Annotated in this window: 17 protein-coding genes; 10 read left to right on the top strand and 7 right to left on the bottom strand. The window is 71.1% G+C overall.

The genetic code is table 11. The features are described from left to right. Positions 1 to 145: 145 nt before the first annotated feature. The 4 genes from KOI35_RS14580 (at position 146) to KOI35_RS14565 (ending at position 5,217) form a co-directional block, all read left to right on the top strand. Positions 146 to 1,435 (top strand): ABC transporter substrate-binding protein, encoded by a 1,290-nt coding sequence (locus KOI35_RS14580; protein WP_246613059.1) that lies wholly within the window; start codon positions 146 to 148, stop codon positions 1,433 to 1,435. After that, positions 1,432 to 2,295, top strand: coding sequence for a carbohydrate ABC transporter permease (locus KOI35_RS14575; protein WP_215787589.1), 864 nt, complete (start codon positions 1,432 to 1,434; stop codon positions 2,293 to 2,295). The genes KOI35_RS14580 and KOI35_RS14575 overlap by 4 nt, the downstream gene beginning before the upstream one ends. Beyond that, a complete protein-coding gene (locus KOI35_RS14570; RefSeq protein WP_215787587.1) occupies positions 2,292 to 3,110 on the top strand; it encodes a carbohydrate ABC transporter permease in 819 nt (272 codons plus the stop codon). The genes KOI35_RS14575 and KOI35_RS14570 overlap by 4 nt, the downstream gene beginning before the upstream one ends. A gap of 190 nt (positions 3,111 to 3,300) precedes the next feature. After that, positions 3,301 to 5,217 carry a glycoside hydrolase family 127 protein gene (locus tag KOI35_RS14565; RefSeq protein ID WP_308120981.1) on the top strand — a complete coding sequence of 639 codons (1,917 nt, stop codon included), beginning with the start codon at positions 3,301 to 3,303 and terminating at the stop codon, positions 5,215 to 5,217. A gap of 12 nt (positions 5,218 to 5,229) precedes the next feature. On the opposite strand, the gene KOI35_RS14560 is transcribed toward KOI35_RS14565, so the two are convergent. Next, positions 5,230 to 5,691, bottom strand: a complete 462-nt coding sequence (locus KOI35_RS14560) for a nuclear transport factor 2 family protein (protein ID WP_215787585.1) — start codon at positions 5,689 to 5,691, stop codon at positions 5,230 to 5,232. A gap of 326 nt (positions 5,692 to 6,017) precedes the next feature. Next, the gene (locus KOI35_RS14555; RefSeq protein ID WP_215787583.1) at positions 6,018 to 6,878 is read right to left on the bottom strand and encodes a LysR family transcriptional regulator; all 861 of its coding nucleotides are present in this window, start codon (positions 6,876 to 6,878) and stop codon (positions 6,018 to 6,020) included. Between the two features lie 60 nt (positions 6,879 to 6,938). On the opposite strand from KOI35_RS14555, the gene KOI35_RS14550 reads away from it, so the two are divergent. Continuing rightward, positions 6,939 to 7,772 (top strand): oxidoreductase, encoded by an 834-nt coding sequence (locus KOI35_RS14550; protein WP_215787581.1) that lies wholly within the window; start codon positions 6,939 to 6,941, stop codon positions 7,770 to 7,772. 59 nt (positions 7,773 to 7,831) lie between these two features. On the opposite strand, the gene KOI35_RS14545 is transcribed toward KOI35_RS14550, so the two are convergent. Next, entirely contained in the window at positions 7,832 to 8,974 is a 1,143-nt protein-coding gene (locus KOI35_RS14545) for a hypothetical protein (RefSeq protein WP_215787578.1), read from the bottom strand. A gap of 57 nt (positions 8,975 to 9,031) precedes the next feature. After that, positions 9,032 to 9,895: a helix-turn-helix transcriptional regulator gene (locus KOI35_RS14540; protein WP_215787576.1), complete on the bottom strand. Its 864-nt coding sequence runs from the start codon at positions 9,893 to 9,895 to the stop codon at positions 9,032 to 9,034. 102 nt (positions 9,896 to 9,997) lie between these two features. Here KOI35_RS14540 and KOI35_RS14535 point away from each other — a divergent pair, with 102 nt between their 5' ends. The 3 genes from KOI35_RS14535 (at position 9,998) to KOI35_RS14525 (ending at position 14,053) form a co-directional block, all read left to right on the top strand. Next, positions 9,998 to 10,918 (top strand): SDR family NAD(P)-dependent oxidoreductase, encoded by a 921-nt coding sequence (locus KOI35_RS14535; RefSeq protein ID WP_215787573.1) that lies wholly within the window; start codon positions 9,998 to 10,000, stop codon positions 10,916 to 10,918. Positions 10,919 to 11,047: 129 nt separating this feature from the next. Then, positions 11,048 to 11,770: a copper homeostasis protein CutC gene (locus KOI35_RS14530; RefSeq protein WP_215787571.1), complete on the top strand. Its 723-nt coding sequence runs from the start codon at positions 11,048 to 11,050 to the stop codon at positions 11,768 to 11,770. Between the two features lie 36 nt (positions 11,771 to 11,806). Continuing rightward, entirely contained in the window at positions 11,807 to 14,053 is a 2,247-nt protein-coding gene (locus KOI35_RS14525) for a putative bifunctional diguanylate cyclase/phosphodiesterase (RefSeq protein WP_308120980.1), read from the top strand. Here KOI35_RS14525 and KOI35_RS14520 read toward each other — a convergent pair. After that, positions 13,985 to 14,782 carry an SDR family oxidoreductase gene (locus tag KOI35_RS14520; protein ID WP_215787569.1) on the bottom strand — a complete coding sequence of 266 codons (798 nt, stop codon included), beginning with the start codon at positions 14,780 to 14,782 and terminating at the stop codon, positions 13,985 to 13,987. The genes KOI35_RS14525 and KOI35_RS14520 overlap by 69 nt on opposite strands. Before the next feature lie 9 nt (positions 14,783 to 14,791). Next, the gene (locus KOI35_RS14515) at positions 14,792 to 15,148 is read right to left on the bottom strand and encodes an ArsR/SmtB family transcription factor (RefSeq protein WP_215787566.1); all 357 of its coding nucleotides are present in this window, start codon (positions 15,146 to 15,148) and stop codon (positions 14,792 to 14,794) included. A 191-nt stretch (positions 15,149 to 15,339) separates the two neighbouring features. Here KOI35_RS14515 and KOI35_RS14510 point away from each other — a divergent pair, with 191 nt between their 5' ends. Then, a complete protein-coding gene (locus tag KOI35_RS14510) occupies positions 15,340 to 15,711 on the top strand; it encodes a hypothetical protein (protein WP_215787564.1) in 372 nt (123 codons plus the stop codon). Here KOI35_RS14510 and KOI35_RS14505 read toward each other — a convergent pair. Beyond that, positions 15,686 to 16,348, bottom strand: coding sequence for a TetR/AcrR family transcriptional regulator (locus tag KOI35_RS14505; protein ID WP_215787562.1), 663 nt, complete (start codon positions 16,346 to 16,348; stop codon positions 15,686 to 15,688). The genes KOI35_RS14510 and KOI35_RS14505 overlap by 26 nt on opposite strands. A gap of 57 nt (positions 16,349 to 16,405) precedes the next feature. Here KOI35_RS14505 and KOI35_RS14500 point away from each other — a divergent pair, with 57 nt between their 5' ends. Then, positions 16,406 to 17,263, top strand: a complete 858-nt coding sequence (locus KOI35_RS14500) for an SDR family NAD(P)-dependent oxidoreductase (RefSeq protein ID WP_215787560.1) — start codon at positions 16,406 to 16,408, stop codon at positions 17,261 to 17,263. Positions 17,264 to 17,310: the final 47 nt, after the last annotated feature.

Here is a 17,310-nt window from a genome sequence, read left to right as displayed (position 1 = left end):
AGCTGCCGCATTACGTTCCTGAAAACCTTTTCGGTGTGTCAGCTCCCGGCCTAGGAACCGGTTTGAGCTGCGATAACGGCTTGTCACCACACTCCCCGTGGTTCGTACGGCGAAACTGATTCGCGCGACGGAACGGAGGGGCACCTTGCGTATCTTCAGATCGGTCGCCGTCCTGGCGATCGCCGGCCTGCTGACCGGCACGGCCGCTTGCAGCAGCGACGACAACGGCGGGAGCTCGGGCGGGACGGTCACCGCCGAGGGCACCGACGACGGCTCCGAACTGGCTCTGTGGACCCGGGCCCCGCTCGAGTTGCAGGCCCGCAAGCTGGTCGAGGCGTACAACAAGAGCCACAAGAACCAGGTCAAGCTGACCGTCGTGCCCAACGACGACTATGTCGCCAAGGTGGGCGCGGCGGCCGGCGGCGGCGGTCTGCCCGACCTGTTCGCGGCGGACATCGTCTACGTGCCGAACTGGACGAAGGCCGGGCTCTTCGCCGACCTGACCGAACGGATCAAGCTGCTTCCGTACGCGGGAACGATCAACCAGGGGCACTTGCAGGCGGGCACTTTCGAGGGCAAGGAGTACGTGCTCCCGTTCGTCCTCGACCTCTCGGTGATCTTCTACAACAAGAAGCTCTACCAGGAGGCCGGGCTCGACCCGTCGAAGGGTCCGACCACGATAGACGAGTTCAAGGACCAGGCCCTGGCGATCCAGAAGCTGAACAAGCCCGGCGTGTTCGGCACCTACTTCGGTGGCAACTGCGGTGGCTGCAACGTCTTCACCTGGTTCCCGATGATCTGGGCCAGCGGCCAGGAGGTGATGAACCCCGAGGGCACCCAGTCGCTGCTCGACGGCGCGGCCGCGCAGAAGGTGTACGCGACCTGGCGTGAACTGCAGGCGGCGGGCGCGATCGCCCCGGGCGCCAAGGAGGAGACCGGCGCCACCTGGGTGGCCGCGTTCCAGCAGGGCAAGGTCGGCGTGATGCCCTATCCGGCCACGCTCCTGTCGACGGCGGCCAAGACCGTCGATGTCGGCGTCGTCCCGATTCCGGGTGTCGACGGGGGCGCCTCGACGTTCGTGGGCGGCGACGGCATCGGCATCTCCAAGGACTCGAAGAAGAGCGACCAGGCCTGGAACTTCCTCGCCTGGCTGACCTCGGAGGCGGCCCAGGTCGACGTGCTGGCTGCCAACGACAGCACGGTCTCGCGTACCGACCTGGTCGACAACAAGTACTCGCAGAAGGATCCGCGGGTCGCCACGGTGAACAAGGTGGCCGCGTCGCCGCAGAGCAAGACGCCCGTCGCAGTCAACTTCCAGCAGGCCTTCAACGCGCCCGGCAGCCCGTGGATGACGCTGGTGCGGAACCAGGTCTACGGCGACCCCTCAGGTTTGAGCAAGGACAATGCCGCGCTCACCGATTCCCTTGCTCAGTGACGGGACGCTCTCTGTTCACCCGTCGATCGCTGACCGGCTGGGCGTACGCCACCCCGACCGCCCTGTTCGTCCTGCTCTTCTTCATCGTGCCGATCGGGCTGGTCGGCCGGATGTCGGTGTCGGACTGGGGGCTCTTCGCGGGCAACCGCGGCTGGAACGCGCCGGAGAACTTCGCCGACGCCGTGGACGACCGCCTGTTCTGGCCCGCGGTCGGCTTCACGGTGAAGTACACGCTGCTCACGACGGTGATCCTGCTCGGGCTGGCGCTCGGCCTGGCCCTGCTCGTGCAGGAGTCCACCCGCTGGAACGGCCTTCTCCGTACGTCGTTCCTGGTGCCCTCGGCCCTCGGGCTGGCCTCGGCGTCCCTGCTGTTCTATGCGCTCTACTCGCCGCAGGCCAGCCCGTTCCCGGGCCAGATCGCGTTCCTGGGTACGCCGTGGTCGGCTCTCTGGTCGACCGTGGCGCTCATCGTGTGGCGGTTCGCCGGCTTCTACATGCTGTTGCTGCTCGTCGGTCTGCAGAGCATCCCGGGTGATGTGTACGAAGCTGCACGCCTGGACGGCTCCGGTCGGTGGCAGACGTTCCGCCACATCACGTTGCCCCTGCTCCGGCCGTCGCTCGCACTGTGCACGATCCTGTGCGTCACCGGTTCGCTGCTCGCCTTCGATCAGTTCTACATCCTGACCAAGGGCGGGCCGGACAACAGCACGGTCACCATCGTGCAGCTCGTGTACAACATGGCCTTCCAGGGCTCGAACGACCTGGGCCGGGCCGCCGCACTGTCCATCCTGGTGCTGGCCGCCCTGCTGGTCGTCAACATCCTGCAGTTCCGCACGCTGCGCGGCCGGGAGGACCGATGACCAGATTCTTCTCCCGTACGCCGCAGTTCGTGCTCACCGGCGGACTGGCCCTGATCTTCCTGTTCCCGCTGGTGTGGGCGACGCTCGCCTCGGTGGCCCCGCAGGCCGGCACCCGGCAGACCGACGGCTGGGGGTTCGGCAACTACGTCACGCTCGCTCACTATCAGGCCGGAATCGCGCAGTATCTGGGCAACTCACTGGCCATCTCGCTCATGACCGTGCTGTTCACCCTGCTCGCCTCGGTCACCGGGGGCTACGCGTTCGCGATCTTCCGGTTCCCCGGCCGTGACGCGCTCTTCCTGCTCGTCCTGGCGATCCTGATGGTTCCGTACGCGACCCTGCTGATCCCGCTCTACGTCCTGCTCAACAGTCTCGGACTGCAGAACTCGCTGGTCGGGCTGGCGCTCGTGCTGTCGATGTTCCAACTGCCGTTCGCGACGTTCATGATGCGCATCTCGTTCGAGGCGGTCCCGGCCGAACTGCGCGAGGCCGCCCTGATCGACGGCTGCGGCTCCTTCCGGGCCCTGCAGCGGGTGCTCATCCCGGCCGCCAAGCCCGGTCTCATCACGGTCGGCCTGTTCGCCTTCCTGGCCGCCTGGAACGACTTCATCACGCCGCTGGTGCTGATCAGCGACACCGGCAAGTTGCCGCTGCCGCTGGCCGTGGCCAACCTGCGCGGCCAGGTGATGGGAATCGTCGACTACGGCGCCACCGAGGCCGGCGTGGTCGTGCTCGCGCTGCCCTGCATCGTGCTGTTCCTGGCCCTGCAACGCCACTACGTCCGCGGTTTCATGTCCGGCGCGCTCAAAGGTTGATGCTCCAGTGACTGAATCAGACCGGGCCGATTCCGTCGTGTCCACATCCGGCGGTCACGCTCCCGTCGTTCCGGCGTCCGGCCGTCTCGCTCCCGTCGTTCCGGCTTCCGGACGTCTCGCTCCCGTCGTTCCGGCTTCCGGACGTCTCGCTCCCGTCGTTCCGGCTTCCGGACGTCTCGCTCCGCTCGGGGTGGGCGATGTCGTCCTCGGCGCGCACGGCTTCTGGGCCCGCCGGCAACAGGTGAACACGTCGGCCACCCTCGACCACATCGCCGGCTGGCTCGACCGCTCGGGCTGGCTGGCCAACTTCGGCTCCCCCGCTTCGGCGCGCCGGGGCCGCGAGTTCTCCGACACCGAGATCTACAAATACCTGGAGGCGCTCGCCTGGGAGTACGGCCGGACGCGCGAACCGGCGATCGACGCGCGTTTCCGCTCGATCGCCGCACGCGTCGCCTCCGCCCAGGAGCCGGACGGCTATCTGAACACCAACTTCGGCCGCCCCGGGCAGGCGCCCCGCTACAGCGACCTGGAGTGGGGGCACGAGCTCTACTCGTACGGGCATCTGATCCAGGCCGCCGTGGCCCGCGCCCGCACGGTCGGGACCGACGACTTCGTCCAGGTGGCGATCCGCGCCGCCGATCACGTGTGCAAGGTGTTCGGTCCCGGCGGCATCGCGTCGGTGTGCGGGCATCCCGAGATCGAGCCCGCGCTGGCCGAGTTGTATCGCGTCACCGGTGACACGCGCTACCTCGAACAGGCGAGGTTGTTCGTTTCGCGGCGCGGCGGTCCGGTGCTGTCCGACATCGAGTTCGGCCGCTCCTACTTCCAGGACGACATGCCGGTGCGCGCCGCGGACATCCTGCGCGGGCACGCCGTGCGGGCGATGTATCTGACCGCGGGCGCCGTCGACGTGGCCGTCGAGACGGGCGACGGGGAACTGCTCGAGGCGATCGAACGGCAGTGGCGCAACACGGTCGCCCGGCGCGTCTACCTGACCGGCGGCGTCGGCGCCCGGCACCAGGACGAGGCGTTCGCCGACGACTACGTGCTCCCGCCCGACCGCGCGTATTCGGAGACGTGCGCGAGTGTCGGTTCGGTCATGCTCGCCTGGCGCCTGCTGCTCGCCACGGGCAAGGTGCGTTACGCGGACCTGATCGAACGCACACTCTTCAACGTGATCGCCACATCGCCCTCGGACGACGGGCGGCGCTTCTTCTACACGAACACGTTGCACCAGCGCTCACTCGGCGCGCAGCCCCCACCGGACGAAATGGTCCCGCGGGCGTCGTCCACCCTGCGGGCGCCGTGGTTCACCGTATCGTGCTGCCCGACCAACCTGGCCCGCACTTTCGCCAGCTTGACCGCCTACCTGGCCACCACGGACAACGACGGCGTGCAGATCCACCAGTACGCGTCCGCAACGCTCACCACTTCGCAGGTCTCGCTGGAGGTCGAGACCGACTACCCGGCGAGCGGCGAGATCGTCGTGCACATCCGGCGCGCACCCGGCACTCCGTGGACACTCACACTGCGCGTCCCGGCCTGGGCGGTCGGCGCCACCTGCACCATCGGCGACGAGCCGGCCGACGCCGAGCCGGGCTGGCTGCGTATCCGACGGCGGTTCACGGCGGGTGAGACGGTGCGGCTCTCGCTGCCGATGGCGGCGCGGCTGACGTATCCGGATCCGCGCATCGACGCCGTGCGCGGGTGTGTGGCCGTCGAGCGGGGGCCGGTCGTCTACTGCGCCGAGTCGGTCGATCTGCCGCCGGGCACCACCGTCGACCAGGTCCGGATCGACGCGTCGGTGCCGCTCGCCGACTCCCCGGGTGAGGTGGTCGCCGCGGGGCAGCTCGTGCGCGTGAGTGAGGACGGGTGGCCGTACGGAGGGAACGCCTTTGATCGGGAGACCGAGAACGTCGAGCTCATCCTGCGGCCCTATCACGACTGGGCTTCCCGCGGCCCGTCGACGATGCGCGTCTGGCTGCCGCTCGACCAGGTCAGGCCACCACTCGGCACCGCTGGTCCGGTGTCCGACACAGCCGGTCCGACTGTCGACACAGCCGGTCCGCTGCTCGACACGGCTGGGCGAGACGTGTCGGGTTCATGATCGGATCGCAGCTCAGGCGTACTGGAGGTCGGCCTGGGTGATGTGCGAACCGTTCATCGTGAAGCGGTAGCGCGCCTCCCAGCCCGCCGAGCCGGAGGGCGCCCAGTGCACCAGCAGGTCCTGGCCGCCGTCCATCGGGGTGGCCGAGAGGACGCGCAGGGAGCCGCCGATCACCTCGTTGTCCGCCCACTCGCGGATGGCGTCGCGGCCCTCGATCCGGCGGGTCACGTCGATCACCACGGCGTCGGGGGCGAAGGCCTCGGCGAGCGCGCCCAGGTCACGGGCGGCGACGGCGTCCACATAGGCCTGGGCCGGCGCGGCGACTGCCTCTGACCCGGACGGGGCGTTGCCGGCTGAGGGCGCGGTGCCGGTCGCGGATGCAGCGCCGGTCGCGGACGGCGTGGCTGTCGACGGCGAGTCGCAACCGGCGAGGACGAACAGGGACGTGATACCGAGCAGAGCGATGCGTCTCATGCAATCCATGCTTGACGCGCCCCGGCACCACGTCCAAGACCTGCTGCGATAGCCAACGGCTATGGACCCGCCCGCACCTGCATGACGATGCATGGTTGCACGGGTGCACGGGTGCACGGCTGCACGGGGCACGGCTGCACGGGGCACGGGGCACGGCTGCACGGGGGGCACGGGGCACGGCTGCACGGCTGCACGGGGCACGACTACACGGGGGCACGGCTGCACGGGGGCACGGCTGCACGGGGACACCGCTGCACGGCTGCAACGGCCGCACGGCCGGACGGCGGCAACGGCTGCAGGGCTACGGAAGGCTGCCGGACGCGCGGCTACAGCGACGCCCGCACGGCGGCGACCAGTGCGGCCAGCAACGGGCGGCGGTCGTCGCGGCGCCAGGCCAGCACCAGCTCTCCGGGCGCCAGGTTGCCGACCGGCCGCACGACCACGCCGTCCCGGGCGATCAGCGAGGTGTTGCCGGCGGCGATCAGGCACACGCCCAGGCCGGCGGTGACGGCCTCGACCGTCTCTTCGGTGTTGGCGATCTCGGCGCCGACGGTGACCGGGCGGTCGGGTCGCGCGTCGACGGCCAGCCAGTAGTCGCGCAGAGCGCCGCTCGACGTGGGCAGGGCCAGGAACGGCTCGTCCAGCAGGTCGGCGAAGTCCACCGTGGTCTGCGCCGCCAACCGGTGCGTGGCCGGCAGCGCCACCAGCCGGGGTTCGGTGGCCACGGTCACCCATCGGTAGCGTTCCGGCGCCGGCATCGGCAACCACACGAACGCCGCGTCCGTCTCCTCGGCCGCCAGCCCGCCGGTCGGGTCGTGCCACGGCACCTGGCGCACCTGCAGACTGACGTCGGACAAGCGCGCCCGTACGGCCGGAAGCAGTCCCCGCCCCGGCGCCGTGCTCATGCCGACGACCAATGTGTTCGCTGCGGTCAGCAATGCCTGTTCGGCCGCGTGCCAAGCGGACAGAACCGCCTGCGCATGCGGCACCAAGGCCTTGCCCGCGGCGGTCAACCGGACATCGCGGTGGTCACGTTCGAACAGCGAAACGCGCAACTGCTTCTCCAGGGCGCGGATCTGTTTCGACAGCGCCGGCTGGCTGACGTAGAGCTCCTCGGCGGCCCGGGTGAAGTGCAGGTGCTCGGCCACGGCCAGGAAGTACCGCAGATCCCGCAGGTGCGCGTCCATGCCACTTGGTTATCACAGCGTGTCTTGGACGGCGATCCGGCGGCGCCGCACGCTGGGGTCATGTCTGAGAACAACCGAGTCTGGCTGATCACCGGCGCCAACAGCGGTTTCGGCCGCGCGCTCACCGAGGCCGCGATCGCCGCCGGGGACGTCGTGGTCGCCACCGCCCGCCGCCCCGGGACGCTGGCCGAGCTGGTGGCCGCCCACCCCGACCAGGTCGACGCCGTACGCCTGGACGTGACCGACGCCGACGCCGCGGCCACCGTCGTCGCGGATGTCGAGCGCCGCTACGGCCGGATCGACGTGCTGGTCAACAACGCCGGTCGCGGCCAGGTCGGCGCGGCCGAGGAAACCACCGACGACGAGCTGCGGTCCCTCTTCGAAGTGCACGTTTTCGGTCCGGCCGCGCTCGTTCGCGCAGTTCTGCCCGGCATGCGCGCACGCGGGAACGGCGCGATCGTGCAGTTCTCGTCGTTCGGCGGTCAGGTCGCCTACCCGGGCTTCTCGGCCTACTGCGCCACCAAGTTCGCGCTCGAGGGCTACTCGGAGGCGCTCGCCGCCGAGGTCGGACCGCTCGGGATCCGGGTCCTGATCGTCGAGCCGGGCGCCTTCCGCACCAGCTTCTCGGGCGGCGGCCTGCTCGAGAGCCGGAGCCTTCCCGCGTACGAATCAACTGTCGGCCCCACCCGCACGATGATCAAGGGGGTCGACGGCTCCCAGCCCGGCGACCCGGCCAAGGCCGCCGCCGCGATTCTCACGGCCCTGGACGCCGACAGCACTCCGCTGCGCCTGCCGCTGGGCGACGACGCCGTCGACGGCATCATCACCCACCTCGACGGCGTCCGCACCGAGCTGGCCGCCTGGGAGAAGGTCTCGCGCGCGACCAGCTTCTAGCGGGGAAGACGGCCCGCGCGATCGGTCGGCCGGGCGGTGGTGTGACCCGGTCCGTTGACTCAGGGGGTGGTTTCCTCCCGGGGATCGGCTCGCCGGTCGGCCGGCGCGACCGGCATCTCCGCCGTTCCACGCCGATCAGCGGTGACCCCCGTCCACCAGCGTCGCCACGGAATCACCTGAGCCCCGGCCGGCAACGACGCCACCCCGAGCACCGCGGTCCCGATCCCGGCCGCGATGAGTGCGATGCCGAACAGCACGCCGCCGCGCATCGACGCCGTTCCGAGCACGACGACCGAGAGGCCGAGTCCGACAGTCGCCAGAGCGATGAGCACGGCGTTGCCGCGCAGCCACGCCACCCCGGCCACGGTGAGAGCGGCGCCGCCGCCCATGCACGCGACACCAGCCAGCGCGTTGCCGTACAGCATGAGCGCCGCCCCGAGCGACGCCATCGCGACTCCGCCCCCCACGAGAGCGACACCGGCCAGCACGAGGCCGTCGCGCAGCCACGCCAGTCCGAGCACCGCGATCGCGACTCCACCCACGGCCAGCGCGCCCCCGCCGAACACCAAGCCCCTGCTCATCATCGCTACGCCAGACAGCGCAGCGGCGACGCCGATCCCGGCGAGTGCGAGGTTGGACAACACCTCACGGCCGCGCATCGCACCCACCCCCAGCAATATGGACGCGACACCGAGCCCGACGAAACCGACACCGGCCAGCACGGGTTCGCTGCGCATCACGGCCACCCCGATCACGACGGAGGCCACACCGACCCCGACGACCGCGGCTCCGCCGAGGAACCGCCCCGCGGTCTCCAAGGCGGTCGCGAGCAGGACAGTGACCGTGAGCAGGGCGACGGCGGCGGCGGTAAGCCCGATCGTCCAGCCCGGCCGGAACGGGGTGAGGAGCACGGCGGCGCCGGCCAGAGTCCACAGGACGGCACGGGCAACGCGCTGCAGGATCGAGCCAGGGTAACGGCGCAGCCAGCCGTACAGGGCGAGGGTCGCGGCCAGGCCGGTGACCGCGGCCAGCGCCGGCCCGGCCCGGCCGTCATCGCTGACGACGTTGACCAGGATGCCGGCGGCCATCGTGCCGAGCAGAAACCCGGCGACGACCCCCGGCCAGCCCAGGCGGTTCCCGCCCGGCCGCGCACGAGTGACAGGCGAGGGTGGTGGGTCGGCGGTGGCCATGCTGTCGAGCATGACCGGAGGATCGTCGCAGAGGAACCCACCTCATGCGTCGGCAGCGGGACAGCCCCCCTAGCCCGCGGTCAGGCTCTGGGTGCCCAGCACGACGGCGAGCGCCAGCCGCTCGGCGTCCTCGGTGCCCGGCTCGGCCGTGTAGACCATGATGCGCAGGTCGTCGATCGCCACGTGGAGCACGTCGCAGTCGAGCGTGATCCGGCCGACCGACGGGTGTTCGATCGTCTTGTGCCGGGACTTGTCGCCGGTCGGCGGCGGCGCGTCGGACTCCCACAGCTCGGTGAACCGCGGACTGGCGTCGGCCAGTGCGGAGATCAGCCGCCGCAACCCGCGGTCGGCCGGGTAGCGGGACGCGGTCAGCCGCAGGTCGGCGACCAGGCCGGCCACCAGCACGGCGTGTTCCCCGGCGGTCTGCACCACCCGGTTGGGCGGGGCCAGCAGGTTGCGCCAGACCGCGTTGCGCTCGAGCCCGCGCCAGCCCGAGGTCTCGCCCATGAGCGCGTCGTAGGGTGCGTTGGCCAGCACCAGCGTCCAGCTCGCGTCGTAGACCACGACGGGCGTGTTCGACAAGCGGTCGAGCAGGCGCTGCACGCTCGGCGGCACCCGCGACGACACCACGTCGAGCCCGGGCGCGGCGTGGCCCGCGAGCTGGTAGAGCAGGTCGCGCTCGGCGTCGGAGACCCGCAGGGACCGAGCCAGGGCCTCGACCACCTGGGCCGACGGCGCGGTGGCGCGGCCCTGCTCGAGCCGGGTCAGATAGTCGGCCGAGATGCCGGCCAGCCCGGCCAGCTCTTCCCGGCGCAGCCCGCTGGCCCGGCGCCGGCGGCCTGTGGGCACCCCGACCGCCTCGGGCGTCACACGGTCACGCCAGCGGCGCAGCGTCCGGCCGAACTCCCATGACTCCGTGTGGTCCAGTTCCATACGGCCCAGTCTGCTCGCCGCCGCGACAAGTGTCCTGGCCCTGCCAGTCCTACGAAAACCGAACGACTGCCTGCGGCCGGGCCCGGCATCCAGACTCGGAGCATGACAACCGTGCTGATCACCGGCCCGACCCGTGGTCTGGGCCGCGCCGCCACCCTGGACATGGCCGCTCGTCCGGCCGCCGAGCGTCCCGAGCTGATCCTGGTCGGCCGGGCCGGACCGGGCCTGACCGAGGTCGCCGCCGAGGCCCGCGCGCTGGGCGCGACCGTGCACGAGGTCGGCTGCGACCTGGCCCGCCTGGCCGACGTGCGCGCCGCCGCGGCCACTGTCCAGCAACTGCTCGGAGAAGACGGCAAGTTGAGCGCTCTGGTCGCGAACGCGGGCGCCATGACGACCGATACGCGCACCGCGTCGGCCGACGGCTACGAACTGACCTTCGCGGTCAACTATCTCGCCCACGCGCAGCTCATCGCCGACCTGAACGACCGGTTCGCGCCGTCGGCGCGCATCATCCTGATCGGTTCGAACACCTATCACGCCAACTTCTGGCGGCGCCTGCTGCACGTGCCGCCGGCGAAGTGGGCCGACCCGGTCGAGATGTCCCGGCCCGCGACCGGCGACGCCAACCCGGGGATGGAATCGAGCGGCACCGCCTACTCCAACGCCAAGCTGGCCGTCCTCTACTACGCCCACGAGCTGCAGCGGCAGATCGGCGCCGGCGTGAACGTGGTCGTCTACGAGCCCGGCTGGATGCCCGGCACCGCCCTCGGCCGTGGCGCCCCCGAGGCGGCCCAGGCCGCGGGCCGCGCGCTGGCCCGCATCCCCGGCATCGCCACACCGGAGAACTCCGGCCCCACACTGGCCTCGCTCGCCCTCGACCCCCGGTGGGCCGGGCTGCGCGACGGCGCCTTCGTCGTTCGCGGCAAGCTCACCGAGGTCAAACCGATCGCCCACAACCGGGACCGGGAGCGCCGCCTGTGGGAGGCCACGGGCGAGCTGCTGGAGAAGGCCGGGAGCCGCTGACCAGCGAGCCGCGGGCGAAGGCCGGACGCCGGCGCGAGAAAGCCGGGATCTGATAGGAGTGCTAACAGTTGTTGGTGCGATACTGGCCGGGTCCACCGGCCCGCACCGACAACTGGAGACCGCGCCCTGATGGTTGCCTTCGAACTGGCTGTTCAGGACGCGCACGGGCTGGACGTCGCCGCGCGCCTCGAGGTCGATCGCATCGAACTGTGCTCGGCGCTGCCGCTGGGCGGGGTCACACCGTCGCTGGGCTTCATCGAGGCGGCCGTGGCAACCCCGGGGATCCCGCCGGTGCACGTGCTGGTGCGGCCCCGGCCGGGCGGGTTCGACTACTCCCCCGCCGAGGTGGCGACCACCCTGGCCGACGTGCGGCACGCCCTGGCCGCCGGTGCGTCCGGAGTGGTGGTCGGAGGCGTACGGGAAGGCCGTGTTGATCTTGATCTGATCGGCCGGATCGCCGACACCGGCGCCGAGGTGACGTTCCACCGTGCCTTCGACACCCTGGCCGACAGCGGCGCCGCCCTCGACGACCTGGTCAAGCTGGGCGTGCGGCGGATCCTGACCTCGGCCGGCGCGGCCCGCGTGGCCGACGCCCTGCCCGCGCTGTCGGCCCTGGTCACCGCCGCGGCCGGCCGCATCGAGATCATGGCCGGCGGCGGCATCCGGCCGGACGCGGTCACCGCCGTCGTCGCCACCGGCGTGCAGGCGGTGCACGCCTCGGCCAAGCGCCTGATCCCCGACGCGGTCACCGTCTCGCTCGGCACCGCCGCTCCGGCCGGCGGCGCGGGACGCGAGACCACCGACGGGGACGAGGCGGTCCGCATGCTGGACGCGCTGCGCCGACCGGCATAATTCTCAACTTTCGGCCGAAAACGCCGAAATACGGACGTGCCGAGAAAGTTCTCCGCCCGCTGGTGGGCCGTCTGGCTCGCCCTGGCGGGCACGGCCGCGCTCGCCTCCCCCGTGCTGACGGCGACGGCGGTCCAGGCGACCGTGTCGTTCTCGGTCTCGGTCGGCTCGTGCGTGATGATGATCCTCGGCGCCCGCCGGCAGCGCGGCCTGTCCGCCGCCTCCTGGTACCTGTTCGCGGCCGGGATCGCCCTGTGGGTGCTCGGCGACGTCGTCTACGGCATCCAGAGCGCGCTGGTCGCGACGGTGCCGTTCCCGTCGTGGGCCGACGGCTGCTACCTCGGGTCTTATCCGTTGCTCGTCGCGGCGCTGTTCCTGCACGCTCGTCAGCGCGGCGGGCTCGCGGGCGGCACCCTGATCGATTCGGCCATCATCACGGTCGGGGTGGGCATCGTCTACTGGGCCCTGATGATCGAGCCGATCCTGCTCGACGACTCGATCCCGGTGCTGGCCCGGCTGGTCACGGCCGGCTACCCGACGGCCGGCGCCGTACTCTGCGCGGTCATCGTGCCCATGCTGTTGCAACAGGGTGCGCGAACGGTCAGTCAGTGGCTGCTCATCGTGGGCAGTCTGCTGACCGTAGTGGCCAACGGCGCGTACACGCTGATCCCGCTCACCGACGGTTTCGCGCCGTTCCTGTTCGCGGGCTATCTGCTCGCGTACGCGTTCTGGGGCGCCGCCGCCATGCACCCGTCGGCGACCCTTCCGCCCGTACGCCCGCACGACAACCCGGGCCGGGGCCGGCTGCTCGTTCTGACCGGGTCGATGCTGCTCGTCCCGGCCGTCATGCTGCTCCAGGGCGAGCGGGCCGGCGGGCGCAGCGGCTGGCTGACCGTGGCGTTCGGTTCGATGGCGCTTTTCGTGCTCGTGGCGAGCCGGCTGAACGGCTACATCGCCCGGGTGGACAAGCAGGCCGTGCTGCTGCGCCGGCAGGCGACCAGCGACGACCTGACCGGCCTGCCCAACCGGCGCGAGTTCGAACGGCTGGCCGCGACCGCCGTGACCCGGCAACCGTGTCAGGTGGTGATGCTCGACCTGGCCGGCTTCAAGCACATCAACGACCGGCTGGGCCGGGCGGCGGGCGACCAGGCGCTGGTCGCGGTGGCCGGGTTGTTGCGCGAAAGTGTCCGCGACGGCGACCTGGTCGCACGGATGGGCGCCGACGAGTTCGCCGTGCTGGTGTGCGATTCCCGCCCGGGCGAGGCCGAGGCGGTGGCCGGCCGGCTGGCCGATCTGGTCCGCCGCCCGGTGCACGCCGGCGAGCACGAGCTGCTGCTGAGTGCCCGGCTCGGCGTCTCCTCCGGCTCCGGCGCCGACGCGACCGAGCTGGTGCGACGGGCCGACACCGCGCGGTACGCGGCCAAGACCGGCGGCGGGCACCTGGTCGTCTACAGTGCCGGGCTCGACGAGCAGGCCGAGGCGGCCGAGCGGCTCGGGGCCGACCTGCGGCACAGCCTGACCGACGGCGACTTCCACGTCGTCTACCAGCCGATCGTCGAGCTGGCCGACGCCCGTACGGTGGCCTACGAGGCTCTGGTCCGCTGGGTGCACCCGGTGCGCGGCTTCGTCAGCCCGGCCGACTTCATCCCGATCGCCGAGGACAACGGGCTGATCGTCGAGCTCGGTGAGTGGATCATGCGGACGGCGTGCCGGCAACTGGCCGACTGGCAGCGCGACCGGCCGGACGCGCCCTCCTACATCAGCGTGAACGTGTCGGCGCGGCAGCTCAGCGAGCCCGGTTTCGCCGAGGTGGTGACCGGCATCCTGCGCGAATGCGGCCTGGAACCGCGCGCCCTGCTGGTCGAGGTGACCGAGACGGCCATCTTCGGCGGTGGGGTGGCCATCGAGGCGGTCGAGGCGCTGCACCGGGCCGGGGTGTCGATCGCGCTGGACGACTTCGGCACCGGGCACTCGTCGCTCGGCCTGCTGCGCACGGTCCCGGTCGACGTGCTCAAGGTCGACAAGTCGTTCGTCGACGAGATCACCGGCACCGGCCGGGCCGTGATCGTGGACGCGCTGATCCACGTGAGCAACGGGCTCGGCCTGCGGGCCGTGGCCGAGGGCATCGAGACCGCGGAGCAGGCCGGCTATCTGCGGGAACTCGGATACCGGTACGGGCAGGGCTACTTCTTCGGAAAGCCCGCCCGCGCCGAGGACTCAGCGGCTCAGATCGTGCCGGCGGTGGGTGAGCTTCTCGACCAGGGCCGCGGGCACCAGGCGCCGTAGCGGGAACACGACCGGGGCGTTGCTGCCCACGGCATAACGCTGGCGTGGCCGGTCCGCCTCGATGGCGGTGACGATGGTGGCCGCGACCCGCTCGGCCGGCACCCCGGCGGCCTCGTTGCGGTTGAGCGCGGCGAGCATCCGCTCGTAATCCGCGCGGTGCGGCGAGCCGGGCCCGATGTAGCTCGTCCGGCGCTCGCTGATGCCGGTGCTGATCGAGCCCGGTTCGACGGTGGTCAGCCACACGCCGTACGGGGAATATTCGTGCCGGGCGCCGTTGGCGAAGCCCTTGATCGCGGCCTTCGTGGCGACGTAGGACGACCGGTAGGACAGCGGGAACGACGCCAGCATCGAGCCGATCATCACCACCCGCCCGTAGCCCCGCTCACGCATGCCGGGCAGGGCCAGTTGCGCCAGCCGTACGGGTCCGAGGACGTTGACCTGGAAGATCCGGCTCAACGCTTCGGCGGGCAGCTCCTCGAGCGGGCCGGACTGGCTCTCGCCGGCGTTGTTGACCAGCACGTCGACCGTCGCGAGGGGTTTCGCCAGCGCCTCGATCGAGGCCGCATCGGTCAGATCGAGCGCGAGGAACTCGACGCCCGGGACGGGATGCTCGACCGTGTCCGGATTCCGGCTGGTGCCGAGCACCCGGTAGCCCTTCGCGGCGAGCGCGGCGGCCGTGGCCCGGCCGATCCCGGACGAGGCGCCGGTGACCAGCGCGGTGCGTTCCATCGACGCACCCTATCGGTTTCCGCCCGTCCGGTCGGCCGGGGCGTGCGCTCTCAACTCGGCCAGCAGGCCGTCGCGGTCGGTCAGCACGGCACCCAGGATGCGGCGGCCCGCGGCCAGCAGGTCGGCCACGTCGGGCGTGCTCAGCGCGTACATGACCAGGCCGGCGTCGCGGAACGAGACGACCACGCCGGTGCGGCGGAGGACGGCCAGCTGCTGCGAGAGGTTGGACGGCTCGACGTCGATCTCGGCCAGCAGGTCGCGGACCGGGCGGGGACCGGCCTGCAGCAGTTCGAGCACCCGGATACGCACCGGATGGCCCAGCATCCGGAACATCTCGGCCTTGGCCTGATAGAGCGGCACGGACATCGGCGACTCCCCACCACCATTCGTCGAAGGATTTCGCAATGGGAGATCTGCCGAATTGCGGAAGTCTTCAACTCGCGACCCGTTCGACACCACCCTGAATCAGCAGTGCCCCGGCCGGACGGACTCGCTGTCCGATCGACGATCACCGTTCCGATCCATGCTGGATCCCACGACGGAGGGAGCACGGGGACATGGCCGAGATGGATGTGGCACTCAAGGACGCGCTGCAGGTCGACGGAGCGATCGCGGTGGCGATCGTGGACTGGACGAGCGGCATGGCGCTGGGCACGGCGGGCGGCGGGTTCGGCTTCGACGTCTCGGTCGCGGCAGCCGCCAACACCGAGGTGCTGCGGGCGAAACTGCGGACGCTGGAAATGCTCGGCATGCACGAGAAGGTCGAGGACATCCTGGTCACGCTGGGCTCGCAGTACCACCTGATCCGGCCGGTCACCTCACCCGACGGCCGCGGCCTGTTCGTCTATCTCGCCCTGCACCGGGACCGCGCGAACCTGGCGATGGCGCGGCACCGCCTTCGTCTCATCGAGCAGCAGCTGGAGATCTGAGGAACCCGTCGATCAGGGCCTCGAGGATGCGGGCGAGGCGGGGCTCGACGTGGACGACGGCGTGGGCCAGCTCGGGCGACGACTCGTAGAACTCGCGCAGCCGGGTGCCCGGCGCGGCCATCTGCCAGAGCGCCCCGGCCAGGCTCGTCGCCGTCGCCACCACGTCGACGGCCTGCTCACCGTCGAGGCCCAGCGAACGCTCCAGGTCGTCGGCGATCGCGCCGACCTCGGCCAGCACGGCCAGCTTGTAGGCGCGGACGGTCTCGAACGACACGTTCCGTTCCAGGTTGAGCGGCGCCTGGGCGAGCAGGTCGCAGAAGAGCGGTCGCTCGCTCAACGTGCGCGCCAGCACCGCCGCCACCGTGGACGCGTCGCTCGTTTCCGGCAGGGCGGTGCGGATAGTGGCCGACCAGTCGTGCCAGCCGGCCGCGGTCAGGGCCAGGAAGATCTGCTCGCGCGTCTCGAAGTAGCGCAGCATCGCCGACTTGTGCATGCCGACCGCGGCCGCCACGTCGGTGAGCGTCACCTCACGCACGCTCCGCTCGGACGCCAGTGCGCGCGCGGCGTCCAGGATCGCGCGTTCGCGCAGTTTCTTGGCCTCGGCACTGCGGGCCCGGTGCGGGGTCGCGGACGTCACACCCCGATGTTACACAACAGCGTTGCGATATTAGCGCAACGGCGTTTCACTAAATTCATGACACAGACATGGTTCATCACCGGCTCGTCGCGGGGCTTCGGCGCTGCTCTCGCCCGCGCCGCCCTGGAGGCGGGCGAGAAGGTCGTCGCGACGGCCCGCAAGCCCGCTGATCTCGATGCGCTCGTGGCGGCGTACGGGAAACGGGTCTTGCCTCTGGCTCTGGACGTGACCGACCGGAGCGCCGCCGTGGCCGCCGTGGCCGGTGCCGTCGAGCAGTTCGGGCGGATCGACGTAGTGGTCAACAACGCCGGCTACGCGAACATCGGGCCCATCGAGACGACCGGCGAGGACGACTTCCGGCGGCAGTTCGACACCAACTTCTGGGGCGTTTACCACGTCACGCAGGCCGTGCTACCCGTGCTGAAGGCGCAGCGGGCGGGCATCATCGCTCAGTTCTCGTCCATCGGCGGTCGCGTCGGCGGCACCCCCGGTCTGGGCTCCTACCAGGCGGCGAAGTTCGCCGTCGACGGCTTCACGCGCGTGCTCGCGGCCGAGACCGCGCCGCTCGGCATCCGCACGATCGTGATCGAACCCGGCGGTTTCGCGACCGACTGGGCCGGATCGTCGATGAGCGTGCACGACATCCCGGCCGACTACGCGGTCACGGTCGGCGCCAAGGCGAACAGCCTCACCCAGCCGGCGCAGGTGGCGGGCGATCCCGAGCGGGCCGCGCAGATCCTGGTGCGCGTCATGAAGCGCGACAGTCTGCCCACGCACCTGGTGCTCGGGGCGGGCGCGGTCGGCCTCGCGCAGAACTACTCCCGCGCGCAGCTGGCCGAGGTGGACGAGTGGGCCGCCGTCAGCCGCTCGGCCGACTTCGCCGAGCCCTTTCCCGCCGATCTGCCCGGCAACTGACCCCACCCCGCCCACCCAGGGGGCCGGCCCGTGACGGTACACCGTTT

Source organism: Paractinoplanes bogorensis (assembly GCF_018829635.1).
Classification (GTDB): domain Bacteria; phylum Actinomycetota; class Actinomycetes; order Mycobacteriales; family Micromonosporaceae; genus Actinoplanes; species Actinoplanes bogorensis.
Note: the sequence above shows the minus strand (reverse complement) of the source record. Positions and strands in the feature narration are given on the sequence as shown.

Bases quoted from the DNA above. Each gene is read 5' to 3' on its own strand.
- KOI35_RS14515 (WP_215787566.1), bottom strand. From the start codon at position 15,148: ATGTCCGTGCCGCTCTATCAGGCCAAGGCCGAGATGTTCCGGATGCTG.
- KOI35_RS14560 (WP_215787585.1), bottom strand. From the start codon at position 5,691: ATGAGACGCATCGCTCTGCTCGGTATCACGTCCCTGTTCGTCCTCGCC.
- KOI35_RS14500 (WP_215787560.1), top strand. From the start codon at position 16,406: ATGACACAGACATGGTTCATCACCGGCTCGTCGCGGGGCTTCGGCGCT.
- KOI35_RS14540 (WP_215787576.1), bottom strand. From the start codon at position 9,895: ATGGAACTGGACCACACGGAGTCATGGGAGTTCGGCCGGACGCTGCGC.
- KOI35_RS14530 (WP_215787571.1), top strand. From the start codon at position 11,048: ATGGTTGCCTTCGAACTGGCTGTTCAGGACGCGCACGGGCTGGACGTC.
- KOI35_RS14570 (WP_215787587.1), top strand. From the start codon at position 2,292: ATGACCAGATTCTTCTCCCGTACGCCGCAGTTCGTGCTCACCGGCGGA.
- KOI35_RS14520 (WP_215787569.1), bottom strand. From the start codon at position 14,782: ATGGAACGCACCGCGCTGGTCACCGGCGCCTCGTCCGGGATCGGCCGG.
- KOI35_RS14535 (WP_215787573.1), top strand. From the start codon at position 9,998: ATGACAACCGTGCTGATCACCGGCCCGACCCGTGGTCTGGGCCGCGCC.
- KOI35_RS14550 (WP_215787581.1), top strand. From the start codon at position 6,939: ATGTCTGAGAACAACCGAGTCTGGCTGATCACCGGCGCCAACAGCGGT.
- KOI35_RS14555 (WP_215787583.1), bottom strand. From the start codon at position 6,878: ATGGACGCGCACCTGCGGGATCTGCGGTACTTCCTGGCCGTGGCCGAG.
- KOI35_RS14545 (WP_215787578.1), bottom strand. From the start codon at position 8,974: ATGCTCGACAGCATGGCCACCGCCGACCCACCACCCTCGCCTGTCACT.
- KOI35_RS14510 (WP_215787564.1), top strand. From the start codon at position 15,340: ATGGCCGAGATGGATGTGGCACTCAAGGACGCGCTGCAGGTCGACGGA.